The organism is Phytobacter sp. MRY16-398 (genome assembly GCF_003925915.1).
GTDB classification, from domain to species: Bacteria; Pseudomonadota; Gammaproteobacteria; order Enterobacterales; family Enterobacteriaceae; genus Phytobacter; species Phytobacter diazotrophicus.
In genome coordinates this window covers 2,798,830-2,812,177 of sequence record NZ_AP018756.1, presented here as the reverse complement: position 1 = coordinate 2,812,177, position 13,348 = coordinate 2,798,830, and the positions used below count along the sequence as shown (strand labels likewise).

15 protein-coding genes are annotated in these 13,348 nt (G+C 53.5%); 7 read left to right on the top strand and 8 right to left on the bottom strand.

The annotated features are described in order from the left end of the window. Positions 1-10 precede the first annotated feature (10 nt). A complete protein-coding gene (gene eamA / locus MRY16398_RS13945) occupies positions 11-904 on the bottom strand; it encodes an O-acetylserine/cysteine exporter (RefSeq protein WP_079498234.1) in 894 nt (297 codons plus the stop codon). Positions 905-1,098: 194 nt separating this feature from the next. On the opposite strand from eamA, the gene ydeE reads away from it, so the two are divergent. Next, positions 1,099-2,286 carry an efflux MFS transporter YdeE gene (gene ydeE, locus MRY16398_RS13940; protein ID WP_110295260.1) on the top strand — a complete coding sequence of 396 codons (1,188 nt, stop codon included), beginning with the start codon at positions 1,099-1,101 and terminating at the stop codon, positions 2,284-2,286. A gap of 14 nt (positions 2,287-2,300) precedes the next feature. On the opposite strand, the gene MRY16398_RS13935 is transcribed toward ydeE, so the two are convergent. From MRY16398_RS13935 to MRY16398_RS13925, 3 genes are all read right to left on the bottom strand, one after another. Further along, positions 2,301-3,530 (bottom strand): MFS transporter, encoded by a 1,230-nt coding sequence (locus tag MRY16398_RS13935; RefSeq protein WP_039078916.1) that lies wholly within the window; start codon positions 3,528-3,530, stop codon positions 2,301-2,303. Between the two features lie 156 nt (positions 3,531-3,686). Next, positions 3,687-4,793: a cobalamin-independent methionine synthase II family protein gene (locus MRY16398_RS13930; protein ID WP_107222775.1), complete on the bottom strand. Its 1,107-nt coding sequence runs from the start codon at positions 4,791-4,793 to the stop codon at positions 3,687-3,689. A 153-nt stretch (positions 4,794-4,946) separates the two neighbouring features. After that, positions 4,947-5,342 (bottom strand): rhodanese-like domain-containing protein, encoded by a 396-nt coding sequence (locus tag MRY16398_RS13925; RefSeq protein WP_039078914.1) that lies wholly within the window; start codon positions 5,340-5,342, stop codon positions 4,947-4,949. Positions 5,343-5,409: 67 nt separating this feature from the next. On the opposite strand from MRY16398_RS13925, the gene ftrA reads away from it, so the two are divergent. Together ftrA and mgtS are read left to right on the top strand one after the other, a co-directional pair. Further along, complete coding sequence (ftrA, locus tag MRY16398_RS13920; RefSeq protein ID WP_039078913.1) at positions 5,410-6,414, top strand: transcriptional regulator FtrA; 1,005 nt, start codon at positions 5,410-5,412, stop codon at positions 6,412-6,414. A gap of 109 nt (positions 6,415-6,523) precedes the next feature. After that, positions 6,524-6,619, top strand: a complete 96-nt coding sequence (mgtS, locus tag MRY16398_RS13915) for a protein MgtS (RefSeq protein ID WP_039078912.1) — start codon at positions 6,524-6,526, stop codon at positions 6,617-6,619. Positions 6,620-6,908: 289 nt separating this feature from the next. On the opposite strand, the gene MRY16398_RS13910 is transcribed toward mgtS, so the two are convergent. The 3 genes from MRY16398_RS13910 to MRY16398_RS13905 all read right to left on the bottom strand — a co-directional run bounded on the left by MRY16398_RS13910 (position 6,909) and on the right by MRY16398_RS13905 (position 8,610). After that, positions 6,909-7,106: a hypothetical protein gene (locus MRY16398_RS13910; RefSeq protein WP_039078911.1), complete on the bottom strand. Its 198-nt coding sequence runs from the start codon at positions 7,104-7,106 to the stop codon at positions 6,909-6,911. Positions 7,107-7,701: 595 nt separating this feature from the next. After that, positions 7,702-7,863, bottom strand: coding sequence for a hypothetical protein (locus MRY16398_RS30610; protein ID WP_158276519.1), 162 nt, complete (start codon positions 7,861-7,863; stop codon positions 7,702-7,704). 360 nt (positions 7,864-8,223) lie between these two features. After that, positions 8,224-8,610: a winged helix-turn-helix transcriptional regulator gene (locus tag MRY16398_RS13905; RefSeq protein WP_079498229.1), complete on the bottom strand. Its 387-nt coding sequence runs from the start codon at positions 8,608-8,610 to the stop codon at positions 8,224-8,226. A gap of 99 nt (positions 8,611-8,709) precedes the next feature. On the opposite strand from MRY16398_RS13905, the gene MRY16398_RS13900 reads away from it, so the two are divergent. Beyond that, positions 8,710-9,441 (top strand): SDR family NAD(P)-dependent oxidoreductase, encoded by a 732-nt coding sequence (locus MRY16398_RS13900; RefSeq protein ID WP_039078909.1) that lies wholly within the window; start codon positions 8,710-8,712, stop codon positions 9,439-9,441. Positions 9,442-9,672: 231 nt separating this feature from the next. Here MRY16398_RS13900 and MRY16398_RS13895 read toward each other — a convergent pair whose 3' ends face one another. Then, positions 9,673-10,221, bottom strand: a complete 549-nt coding sequence (locus MRY16398_RS13895; protein ID WP_125124615.1) for a thioredoxin fold domain-containing protein — start codon at positions 10,219-10,221, stop codon at positions 9,673-9,675. A 279-nt stretch (positions 10,222-10,500) separates the two neighbouring features. Between MRY16398_RS13895 and MRY16398_RS13890 the strand changes: the two genes are divergently transcribed. The 3 genes from MRY16398_RS13890 to MRY16398_RS13880 are packed head-to-tail and all read left to right on the top strand — an operon-like array spanning position 10,501 to position 13,345. Beyond that, the gene (locus MRY16398_RS13890; RefSeq protein WP_125124614.1) at positions 10,501-11,316 is read left to right on the top strand and encodes an SDR family NAD(P)-dependent oxidoreductase; all 816 of its coding nucleotides are present in this window, start codon (positions 10,501-10,503) and stop codon (positions 11,314-11,316) included. Positions 11,317-11,342: 26 nt separating this feature from the next. After that, positions 11,343-12,104 carry an SDR family oxidoreductase gene (locus MRY16398_RS13885; RefSeq protein ID WP_125125672.1) on the top strand — a complete coding sequence of 254 codons (762 nt, stop codon included), beginning with the start codon at positions 11,343-11,345 and terminating at the stop codon, positions 12,102-12,104. Positions 12,105-12,145: 41 nt separating this feature from the next. Then, complete coding sequence (locus MRY16398_RS13880; protein ID WP_110295258.1) at positions 12,146-13,345, top strand: MFS transporter; 1,200 nt, start codon at positions 12,146-12,148, stop codon at positions 13,343-13,345. Positions 13,346-13,348: the final 3 nt, after the last annotated feature.

Here is a 13,348-nt window from a genome sequence, read left to right as displayed (position 1 = left end):
TTTTTATCTCTTACGCCTGAACTGCCCGACGTAAGCGAAAACCAAACACATTGATGTACAGCCCCGCCATAATCAGCACCGCCCCGCCCAGTTGCAACAGGGACAACGACTCACCCAGCAGTAGCGCGGCACTGGCCATCCCGACCACCGGCACCAGCAGCGACAGCGGCGCCACGCGCCAGGTTTCATAACGCCCAAGCAGCGAACCCCAGATACCATAGCCGACAATCGTCGCCACAAACGCCAGATAAACCAGCGACAGAATAGTCGTCAGGTCAATACTGACCAGGCTTTGTCGCATCGACGCCGGGCCTTCAAAGACCAGCGATGCCACCATAAAGGGAATAATCGGAATCAAGGCGCTCCAGACCACCAGCGACATGACCGGCGGGCGTGAGCTGTGGCTCATGATTTTTTTATTGAAGATATTGCCGCAGGCCCAACTGAACGCCGCCGCGAGGGTAAGGGCAAAACCGATCATCGGAATGTGTTGCCCGCTCAGGCTGGCCTCAATCAGCACCAGCACGCCGAAGACCGCCAGCGCAATGCCCGCCAATTGTTTCCCCTGCAGACGTTCGCCGAAAACGCCTGCGCCAAGGATGATGGTGAAAAACGCCTGCGCCTGCAGAACCAGTGACGCAAGGCCCGCAGGCATGCCGAACTTGATGGCGCAAAATAAGAACGCAAACTGCCCGAAACTGATGGTCAGACCGTAGCCCAACAGTAAGCGCAGAGGCACTTTAGGGCGCGCAATAAACAGCAGTGCCGGAAAGGCCACCAGAACGAAGCGTAAACCCGCCAGCATAAGTGGAGGCATGTTGTGCAGCCCGACTTTGATCACCACAAAATTCAGGCCCCATACCACCACAACCAACAGCGCCAGCAGTCCATCTTTACGCGTCATTCTTCGCCTCTGATTTTTAAACTTTTGTAAAAATTTACGTTAACGCAAAAAACAGTCCAGAGACAGATCATTATTTTTGGCAGGTCAGTTTTGGCATCCACGGATAAATCAACCGATGTACATCACGCTTTATGCATGTTATTGCTGTTAGACATCACAAAAAACTATAACAACAGGCATTGTCGGGCAGGAAAATGATCTCAACACAAAAGCGCTCTACCGCCGCGCTACTGGCGTCGTCGTTGCTGTTAACCATTGGCCGCGGCGCAACGCTGCCATTCATGACTATCTATCTCAATCGCCAGTACGCCATGTCCGTTGACCAGGTGGGTTACGCAATGACGACGGCGTTGACCATTGGCGTGGTCTTTAGTCTTGGCTTCGGTATCCTGGCGGATAAATTCGATAAAAAGCGCTATATGTTGCTGGCCATCGCCGTCTTCCTGCTTGGTTTTAGCGCTATTCCACTGGTCAGCCATGCCGGTCTGGTGGTGTTATTTTTCTCGCTCATTAACTGCGCCTATTCGGTATTTTCGACCGTTCTGAAAGCCTATTTTTCCGATACGCTGGGCGCGGCGGCGAAAGCGCGGATTTTTTCGCTCAACTATACGTTTATTAATATCGGCTGGACCGTCGGGCCGCCGATCGGCACGATGCTGGTCATGTACAGCATCAATCTGCCTTTCTGGCTCGCGGCCTTCTGTTCCGCGATACCCCTGGTGTTTATTCAGCTATTTGTTCGCCGCGTGCGCGTGGCGCAGAGCAGCGAAAACAGCGTGGCCTGGTCGCCATCGGTGTTATTGCGTGACCGCGCGCTACGCTGGTTTACCTTATCCGGCCTGCTGGCCTCCTTTGTTGCCGGGTCGTTTGCGTCTTGTATTGCGCAGTATGTCATGTCGATCGCCGACGGCGACTTTGCCGAGAAGGTCGTTGCCGTAGTACTGCCGGTGAATGCCGCAGTGGTAGTGACGTTGCAATATGGGCTGGGCAGTAAGCTGACGGCAAACAACCTGCGCCCGTTAATGGCCTTCGGCACCGTCTGCTTTGTGCTGGGGCTGGGCGGGTTTATGTTCTCAGGGGACAATCTCTGGTTCTGGGGCGTGTCGGCCGCCGTCTTTACCCTTGGCGAAGTGATTTATGCCCCCGGCGAGTACATGCTGATCGATAACATTGCCCCGCCAGGGATGAAAGCGAGCTACTTCTCAGCCCAGGCGCTGGGCTGGCTGGGCGCGGCAATGAACCCGCTGTTAACCGGGATTATCCTGACCACCCTGCCGGCATGGACGCTCTTTGTCATTATGATGGTCACCATCGTGCTGGCCTGGCTGATGATGCTGCGGGGGATGCAGGCAAAACCACTGGGTGCGTTGCAGACAAGCTAACGCCTGCCTGTGCTTTAGCGGTTCGGGCGGATCTGCGGCGAGTTGTCGAGCAAACGAATGGCGGGAACAAAGCAGGCCGCCACCGTCGCCAGCACCACCGCCAGCGCGCAGGCCAGCAGGACAGGCGTGCTGCCATAGTGCTGTGCCAGCGGACCGGCGGCAATTTCACCAACCGGGATGGCAACAAACGAGCCCAGGGCATCATAGGCATACACCCGCGCCAGTTTTTCAGGCGGGATATGGGTTTGCAGTGACTGCGCCCAGACCACGCCAAACAGACCAAAGCTCACGCCGGCCAGGAAGAAACCAGCCATCAATGCGGTCGTCGTGGGATAGATTCCCAAAGCCAGTAACGGCAACGCGCAAAAGTTAACCAGTATCACCCCAATAAACAGATCGCGTCGGGGACGCCAGCGCAGCGCAATCAGCGAACCGGCAATCAGGCCAATGCTCTGTGCCGCCACGCCGAGCCCCCAGCCGGTACGGCCAAAGGTTTCATCCGCCACGATGGGGCCGAGTACCATCGCCATCCCACTAAAGGCTGCATTGACAATAGTAAACTGCACCACAATCGCCCAGACCCAGGTACGGGCGATAAACTCTTTCCAGCCATCGCGCAAATCCTGCAGGATATTTGATTGCGTTTCATGTGATGCGATTGCCCCAACACGAATCAGTAAGTAGAGCGGAGCCGAGGCCGCAAAGCCAAGCGCATCAATCGCCAGCCCCCATCCAGGACCGATAGTGCTGGTGAGCATACCGCCAAGCGACGCACCAATCACCGTACCGCCATACACGCCAAGCTGGATAAGAGCATTCGCTTCGCGCAGGGTACGCAGGGGGACCGTCTGCGGCACCATCGCCGAGGAGGCAGGCAACGCGATGCCCGCCGCCGCGCCGTTAAGCGCGCCGAGCACAGCCAGCAGCATAATGGTTGCGCTGCCGTCGAGCACCAGCCAGGCCACCATCCCCTGGGCCACTGCCGCCACCAGCGAAGAGGAGACCAGCACCAGGCTTCGTGAATAGCGGTCCGCCAGCACACCGCCGAGCAGCAAGAAGATAACGTTGAAGAGTGAACGTGCCGCCACAACCAGCCCTAAGTCCGTCGCGGAGCCGCCGATATCCAGCACCGCAAACGCCAGCGCAATCGGGGCAATGCCGTTTCCCAGCACGGTCAGCAGGCGGCCAAAGAACAGGTAGCGAAAAGAAGAAGAGTGAAAGGCCCGTTGGCCGCGCGACGCCATCACCTCAGTGTCCACAAATCTGCTCCGATTTATCCCTTTTTGTCGCCATTAATGGCTCCCTTGTGTCTGGTTCTGGCCTGGCCGAATAAATAAAGAAAGGACATGCAGGGTGACCTGCATGCCCAAAGTATTCTGTTTGTCGTTATGACTGGCGGATTACCACACCTCTTCCGCTATCTGCGTAACCAGGCGCACTTTATCCCATTGTTGCTCTGCTGTCAGCGTGTTCCCCTCCTCCGTTGAGGCAAAACCACACTGCGGGCTCAGGCAAAGCTGATTCAGGCTGACATATTTCGCCGCCTCCTGTAAGCGCGCTTTGATGCCTTCCGGGTTCTCCAGCTCCCCATTTTTGGTGGTAATCAGCCCCAGCACCACCTGCTGTTTGCCTGGGCGAATAAAGCGCAGCGGCGCAAAATCACCGGAGCGGTCATTGTCATACTCAAGGTAGAACGCATCGACATTCACGCTGCCAAACAATACTTCCGCCACCGGCTCATAGCCGCCTTCGGAAATCCAGGTAGAGCGGAAATTGCCGCGACAGACGTGCAGACCAATCGTTAAGTCCGCCGGTTTGCCTTCCAGCGCTTTATTCAGTACGCGGGCATAGATTCGCGCCAGCTCATCAGGGTCTTCACCACGCTCCACTATCTGACGGCGCTGATCGTCAGAGCACAGGTAGGCCCAGACGGTATCGTCCAGTTGCAGATATCGACAACCTGCGGCGTAGAACGCATGGATCGCGTCACGCCAGGTGGTCGCAAGATCGTCAAAATAGTCTGCCAGGTCCGGGTAGACGGTGGCGTCGATATCTTTACGGCCACCACGGAAATGCAGCACGCTCGGGCTTGGAATGGTCATCTTCGGCTGGGCATTACCGCTGATGCTTTTCAGGTAAACAAAGTCTTCCAGCATTGGGTGATCGCCAAAACCGAGTTTCCCGGTCACCCGTACGCCGTGTGCTTTGGTCTGCACACCATTGAACTGGATGCCTTTATCCGCGTCGTAACGCTCAACGCCCTGCAGACCATCAAAGAAATCGAAATGCCACCAGGCGCGGCGGAACTCCCCGTCGGTCACCACATGCAAGCCGCAGTCACACTGCTGCTGAACCACCTGACGAATAGCCTCGTTTTCCACGGTACGCAGTTGCTGTGCGCTGATTGTGCCCTGCGCAAATTGTTGACGAGCCTGTTTAATGGCATCCGGACGCAGGAAGCTGCCTACTACGTCTGCGCGGAACGGGGCCTGATGACGCTGCTGCATGGTGATCTCCTTGCACGCCGGGCCAGATAGTTTCCCGGCGTGATAGTTCATTATTTGAATTTTTAGCCTTCTGGATGGCTAAACGTCCAAATAAAATGTCATACGCAGCATCTGTGTGGCAAACGAGATTTTCTCATCACACATGAAAAAAATTCATCTTGCCGCGAAACTGTACCCTTCATCTTCCCAGCCGGTTATCCCGCCGATCATAATTTTCACCGCCAGCCCCAACCGCGCCAGTTTGAGCGCCGCACGGTCTGCCCCATTACAATGGGGGCCTGCGCAATAGACAACAAAGAGGGTATCCTGGGGCCATTGCGCCATGCGTTCTGGTGTCATTTGCGAATGCGGCAGATGGATCGCGCCGGGAATATGGCGCCTGGCGAAGGTCTCCGGGCTGCCCACCACATGTAACAACACAAAATCTTGCTCTTCGTGGTTTAACGCGTGGTGAACGTCGGCGCAATCTGTCTCGACGCTCAGGCGGCGCAAAAAGTGGCTGGCGGTAATCTCAGGCGAGGCGGCAGGAACTTCCGATACATAGCTCATAGTGCTTTCTCCAGGTTTGTGTTAACACTAATGTAACGAAAACAGGACACAGCGACTGTATAGCTTTATGCCAGATAACCGCAAAAACATGACAATTTCACTGCCCCACGAACATCAACACCTGGTCGTCGCTCTCGCTTATGACGGTTTATGTACTTTTGAGTTTGGCGTCGCCGTGGAAATTTTTGGTCTGCCACGCCCCGAACTGGGCGAGAACTGGTATCGCTTCGCCGTTGCGGCGGTGGATGAAGGGGAACTGCGTGCGACCGGCGGTATCCGCATTGTGACCGAAGGCGGCGTGGAACTGCTCGAACAGGCCGATACAATCATTGTTCCAGGCTGGCGCGGCGCGCAAATGCCGGTACCGGAGACGCTTTGCCAGGCACTTCGCCAGGCCCATCAGCGCGGATGCCGGATAATGTCTATTTGCTCCGGGGTTTTCGTGCTTGCCGCGGCCGGGCTCCTCAACGGACGAAAAGCGACAACCCACTGGCGCTACACTGATCTGCTGCGTCAGCGCTATCCGGCAATCGAGGTGCTGGAAGATGCGCTCTACTATGATGAGGGCCGCGTGATGACCTCTGCGGGTAGCGCGGCAGGCATCGATCTGTGTCTGCATGTTGTCCGCACCGATTTCGGTCGCGACATCGCCAATAATGTTGCCCAGCGTCTGGTGGTTCAGCCCCACCGCGACGGGACCCAGACGCAAAAAGTGACGGCACCGGTGGCCCGTTCGCGGGAGAGTCAGTCGCTGGGGAAACTGTTTGATTTTGTGCACCAGCAACTCGCCGCAAGCCATACCGTTGAGTCGCTGGCCCGTCATGTCGGCATGAGCCCGCGCACGTTTTTACGCCGGTTTGCGGAATCCACGGGCACTACACCCGCCCGCTGGATTTTGCAGGCCCGTCTGCGGCGGGCCGAAGAGTTGCTAACCCAGTCACGAATGAATATCGACGTGATTGCCGAACAAATCGGTTTTAGCAATGGTGCCGCCCTGCGCCATCATTTTCAGCAACATTACGCACTCACCCCAGGACAATTTCGCAAAAAATTTACGCTGGTGAATAAATAGTTCACATAATTAAGCTATTGTTTAGATTCAATGAGGTAGTATTCCATTCAACGCGGCAAATAACGAAAGGTAAGTGAGGTTAGTATTATTCGATAAAAGGAGAGTAACCATGTTAGGAAATATGCATGTTTTTATTGCAGTGCTGGGAATCATTTTATTTTCTGGTTTTCTTGCTGCTTATTTTAGCCATAAATGGGACGACTAATGAACGGAGATAATCCCCCACTAAACAGGCCCCTCGCGCCGATACGCCGCGAGGGGCCTTCTTTTTTGCCGTAATGCAGGCAAAAAAAACCGCCAGTTCACACTGACGGTAAAATGCTTGCATGGATAGATTTGTGTTTTGGTCTATACGCTACCCTGTAGCCACAGGATTAACGGATCACGTTTAATCTACCCACCGTTTCCTAAATAAAGACTAAACGATGGCAAACTAAGCCCCGGAATCACATTTGTCATGGCCTTAATGTGACGCCACGCAAAATAGTGGGCCTTTATTTCCCTTTCATTACCAGACTCGCCGCCTGCGTAAAAATGGCATCCTCCACCCCGTCGCCCCTGTTTCTGCCCTGACGCTCTATCTCTTCAATGATATTGTCCCGATTAATAACCTTACCGCCCGAAATCAGCCCAATAACGGCGGCCCCAATGGCTAATCCAATGAGTCCCGTACGCTCGTCATTGAATTTCATACCGTTTCCTCTCTGTTCGACCTCTTTGTTGGGTCAGGAAAAATTTAGCATAGGGTTTACAGGCCGCCATTCCTCGAGGCTAAAAAGCGATAAAAATCTTACTGAATGCAGGGTTTTTAGATGAGGCGAAACGGTATTGCGTATCCTGATAATAGAGCCGAGAGATATTAATTCGGGCTAATCAACTGATTTTTCAGTACGCAAAAATGCCATGTCGGCAGGATGGCGCTTCGTGACTCTCTCTGACCCGCAGGCCAAAAAAAATGTAACGAAACCTGACATTCTGCGACTAAAAGGTGAGTGGTAAGCGCGTTATGCAACGTACCCATTGTTTTCTTGTGACGCCGTTCTCTCCCCCAACGGGCCGCAATTGCTCAACCCCCGTGCGCAATAAAACAAGCATCGTCTGGTTGCAGATCATGACAGGTAAAAGTGCAATTTTTGATAAGTGAGGCTGGTGTCATTTTTAAAGGAACATAAGAGTAAAAATACGCAGGCAAGAAGACGATAAACAGAGAGGGGTATAAGAGAGGATAAAATTTACACCCCGGCCTTCGCCAGGGCGTTTATTATGCAGCTAATTTTGCATTATTATTCAGTGCCACTTCAGCCCATAATGTTCGCGGACGACCTTTTCCAGTGCGACGCGATCAACGGTTACTGCCGCCCGTTCTTCGGGAATGGCCAGCCGATATTCGCAGCCGGGGATAATGGTAGTTAGCCGATGCAATCTTTTTTTATAACGGATCCATTTCATATTCATCCCCTACCTCTACAGCGCAATTCATTCTTGCTTTATTTTATTGTAGTCAGGGTAAACCTTGAGCGTAATGATAAAGATCATCTATTTGTTTTGTTTTATGAAAAAAACTAACGGGATACAGATTGTAGTGGCACAAATGTTAACACAATACGTCTGGATTTGCGTATCTGATATACAAGCAAACGTACAAAAGATATTCAGCCACCCTTCATATGAAAGTTGCATTTAAAATAAATAACGTTTTGCGCAAACACGCGGCTATTTTACCAGCCTGTTTCAGAAATACGCACTGACGCTCAGTATCCCGCTTAAAAATAACCCACGGGATATCTCTTTTAGCAGCAAAACGTTCTGTCAGACGACGGACTCTTCTTCATGTCGCTGTTTGTCATACTCTTTTTGCGCAGCCTCCAGAGTCGGACCATGTTCCAGCGCCCAGTGGTAAAGCGCCTCGAAAGGTTCACGCAGCGAATGTCCTAAAGGGGTAATACTGTATTCCACCCCAACCGGCATGGTGGGCAGCACTTTTCGGTATATCAAACCGTTGCGTTCAAGGCGCTTGAGAGCATCAGCAAGCGCCTTGTGGGTAATGCCATCCAGGCGGCGGCGTATCTCATTGAAGCGCGAAGGTTCCGTGCACAGTACGGTCAGGATCAGAATCGACCATTTGTTGGTGATGTGCTCAAGCACCGGACGCGTTTTTCCTACTTCTCTCAGGCTGTTGCAATCAATTTTTGTCATGTCGGTATATCCATTGATATCTGGTATAAACAAAGTGCGTAATTGATACTAAATATAAAACTTATATCATCTGTTTTCCACTCACTGAGGAGAGCAATGATGAACAGACTCAATAATAAAGTGTCCGTCGTACTGGGCGGAGCCAAAGGCATCGGTCTGGCGATTAGCCAACGTTTCGCCCACGAAGGTGCCGCCACCTGGTTTACGTCTCGTCGGGATGAAGAGTTGCAGGCCGCCGCTGCCACCATCGGAAACAATGCCCTGCCATTGCGCGCCGATGTCAGCCAGCAAAGCGAGCTCATCCGAATTATGGAAAAAGTGCAGGCCGAATCCGGTCATATTGACGTGCTGGTGATTAACGCCGGTATGTCGGAACATGCGACGCTGGAACAGATTTCCGCCGATCATTTTGAGCAGATTTTTGGGCTGAATGTCCGCTCTCCGGTGTTTGCGTTGCAGGCGGCCCTGCCCCTGCTGAAACCCGGCGCCAGCGTGGTGTTAATTGGTTCGATAGCCGACGTTATTGGCTCGGAAGGTTATGGGGTCTACAGCGCCAGCAAAGCCGCGCTGCGCTCTTTTGCACGTACCTGGACACGTGAACTCGCCCCCCGCGGTATTCGGGTGAATGTCGTCGCACCCGGTCCGGTGGACACGGAGATGATGGCCGCCGCATCGGAGGCGTTCCGTCAGGGGATCATCAGCGCCATTCCGTTAGGCAGAATGGGCACGCCGGAGGAAATTGCCAGCGCCGCGCTGTTCCTTGCCAGTGATGACAGCCGCTATATCGCCGGTGCGGAAATTTGCGTCGATGGCGGGCTGACCCAGGTGTAATAAAGACCGTGCTGTAAAGAGGCCGCTGTGCGGCCTTTAATCAAACCCTTTTATGTTCTGGAAAGCAAAGGGGAAAAAATTGTCTTTATTGGCAAGCTTGTGCATGTCGCTGCGGTGCAATTTCCACAGCCCAGTGTCACGATCATCTAGTATCCACGTCGCCAAAGCAACGATCTTTGGCGGCCCGTTCTGGCGATGAAACACATAGCGACTGGCCGCCCGTGTAATATATTAGTGTAATTCAGAGAGAATTCTGTCCGGCGATACACTGCCCAGGAAAGTATGGGCGGAGCTATCGAGCACAACCATCGCGGGCGTTACCTTTACGCCCAGCCGGTCTGCAAGTGCAGATTGTTGAATGATCAGATTTTTACATTTTTCCGTGCTGTCATTTGCCGGTAAAAATCCCGCCATCGCATTTTGCAGGCTTTTCGGGCGATCTGACGCACACCATACTCTGGCCATATCTTCGATAACCGAATCTTTTATTGATGACGGAACAACAGTCAGAAACGACATGGTCAAACCTGCATCCGTATATTTCTTTATATTTTTGACGACGAAGCTGCAATAGACGCACTGATTATCTACAAAAACTAACAACTTGTGTTTTTCCGGACTGGCCTGAAAGGTAATAGGTTCAAGCGCAGGTAAAGAGTGTGAGATATCTTCATAGGCCATCTGCGGCGTGGTATCGGTGGCGGGGACAGACGACGCCAGCGCTGCAGAACTGGCTGAAATCATAAAAACTGCACTTACTGCTTTAAGAAAACCCTTCATTCCCTTTTTCCTTCCTGATTTGGTTTCGGATTAACGCTACTGTGGCGGTGCCAGTAAACGCCTTATCCATTATTTTTTCAGCATTTTATTGCATAACTGTGCATCGCTTCGTTTAAGCAGGCCATCTTCGCAAGTCCGAACAGTAAAGCTGCGACATCACCTGTCACCGCACTGGTGAATCCAGAATGTCCTGAATAACGACCATTATCGTCATTTAAGACATTCCTTTCTTCCTTATGATTCTTCCATCGAATCAATGGTGACTGAAAGGAACCTGCTATGAACATCGCGACACAACCCAGTAAAGGCACAGCCGTGATCACCGGTGCATCAACCGGCATCGGTGCTATTTACGCCAATCGCCTGGCACGCATGGGTTACGACCTGATTATTGTTGCCCGCAATCACAACCGCCTGAATCAGATGGCAAGCCATATCACCGCCGATACGGCCCGCAATGTTGAGGTGGTGGCGGCCGATCTTGGCGATGCCGAACAACTTAACGCCCTCGAGAAAAAACTACGCGACGATGCCAGCATCACTTTACTGGTCAACAATGCGGGCACGGGCACACACACGCCGCTGTTATCCAGCGATGTCGACCAGATGCAGGCGATGATTAACCTGAACGTGGTTGCGCTGACTCGCCTGACATATGCCGTTGTTCCCGGATTCGTCGCGCGTGGCAACGGCGCCATCATCAACATCTCTTCCATCGTCAGCATCGCACCGGAATTGTTAAACGGTGTTTACGGCGGAACAAAAGCGTTTGTGCTGGCCTTCAGTCAGTCCTTGCACCACGAACTGGCCGACAAAGGAATACAGATCCAGGCCGTATTGCCAGGCGCAACGGCAACACCGTTCTGGGATAACGGCGGACTCCCGCTGGAGCAGCTCGATAAATCGTTAGTTATGAGCCCTTATGACCTGGTGGATGCCGCGCTGACAGGCTTTTTGCGCGGTGAACTTGTCACCATCCCTTCTTTGCACAACGAAGCAGAATGGCTGGCGATGGAAAACAGCCGCAAGGCCATGATCCAACATCTTTCGAGCAATACCCCGGCTGAACGCTACCGCGACAGCGCTGGCCGCTAACCCTTTTATCCAACAGGAATGACATGATGAAACTCACCGGAAACACTCTTTTTATTACGGGCGGCACCTCAGGCATTGGTCGCGCCATCGCCGAAAAATTTCACCAGCTTGGCAATCAGGTGATCATCTCTGGTCGTCGTAAGGCGCTCCTGGAGAGCGTGACTGCCGCCAATCCGGGTATGGATTACGTGGTCCTCGATGTCACCAGTGCTTCAGATATCAAAAAAGCGGCACAGCAAGTACTGTCTCGCTATCCGGCGCTGAACGTAGTGATAAATAACGCAGGGATTATGCCGTTTGATAATCCCGCCGCGGAACTGGATGACGAGATGGCCACCACGCTGCTGGATACCAATCTGCTGGGCACCGTTCGTGTGAGCGCCGCGTTTGTTGAGCATCTGAAACAGCAAGATGATGCGGTACTGATCAACAACAGTTCCATACTGGCCTTTTTGCCACTGGTCACTAACGCGCTCTATTCCGCAACCAAAGCCGCGATCCACTCTTATACCCTTTCCCAGCGCTTTTTACTCCGCGACGCGGGAGTGAGCGTGATAGAGATTGCACCGCCGTGGGTGGACACCGATCTGATCTACAAAAGTGGCGATGCACGGGCAATGCCCTTAGCAGACTTTATCGAACAGACCTTCGAGAAACTGGCTACGGATAACCCCGAAGCCATTGTCGATAGCGTGCTCCCTGCCCGCGCCAACCCCGGTGCGAATGAACACGCAATGGTGAACGCGTTTAATCAGGCGATGGTTGAAAACCCAATCCCGGTTGCGTGATCGGATGTCGGGCAGGCAACTGCCCTTCGCTGGAGTTTATGATGCAAAACCACATTTCCACGCCGCAACGCCGCGCGCTCTGGGCGCTGAGTATTGCTTATTTTATTCAGGCAACAGGTTCCCTTTCCGTTGCCGGTAGCCTGGCGCCTATATCCCATGAATGGGGACTCAGCGATGCGCAAAGCGCCCGTTTGCTCTCTATTTTCGGCCTGACGTTTGCCCTGGGTGCGCCGCTGGCGCAAGTAATGTTTGGCACGATGATGCGCAGAACCCAGGTCCTGGCAGGCATGCTGGTGTTCGCGCTGGGGGCCGCTATTTTTGCCATTGCGCCGAATTACGCATTGCTGGTCATATCGCGTATTGTGATGGGGCTGGGTGCGTCGCTGATAGGCCCGGTGCTGGTGGCGTTGGGCGCTGAGTTAGTGTCCCCCAGGGAGCGTGGCAGCGCCATTGCCATGATTTTGCTGGGCGTGTCGATGGCAAGTATGGTGGGTATTCCGCTGGCCGCGTGGATAGCCAATGCCTGGGGGGCGCGGTGCTTGTTTACCCTTGTCGCGCTGGTAAGTCTGATCACCGCTACAGGTGTGTGGCTGCTGGTGCCGAATGAGGTTAAAGGCGTCGATATCCGTTTGCGCCATGTCGGCCAGGTGCTGACCGACGGTAAATCGCTGTCCGCGTTTTTGGTGGTCTTTTTTATCACCTCCGGGGTATACGATATGTATGCGTTTATCTCGCCGATGATCCGCGACCGCTGGCACGGTGCGGCCACCGATGTCTCTATCGCGTTAACGGTTATTGGCGTGGCAGGCATACTGGGCAACCTTTTTGTCAGTCGTGCTGCACGCGTTTACAGTGCGGAGCGTTTACTGATCATCGGTATGACCTTGCTGGTCGCAGATATGCTGCTGATAACGCTGCTACCCGCTCAACTGGCGTGGTTGTTTATCCTGCTGGTGGTGTGGGCCTTTTCAACGGACCTGCTATGGCCAACGCAGCAGCGGCGCATCGTGGAAATCTCCTCAGCAGAAACGCGGGGGATTTCGCTGGCTTTAACCAGCGCCTTTATGTTCTGCGGTATTGGTTTTGGCTCAGCGGTCGCGTCCTGGCTTTATCCTCTGAGCGGTTTTTACGGTGTGATGATAAGCTCGATGCTGTTTTTGTTGCTGGCATTGGCCAGCCTGGGTATATCGGAGCGGCTACGCGCCCGTTCTGCGCAATGGGTAAATGTTGAATTGCCATAAAGA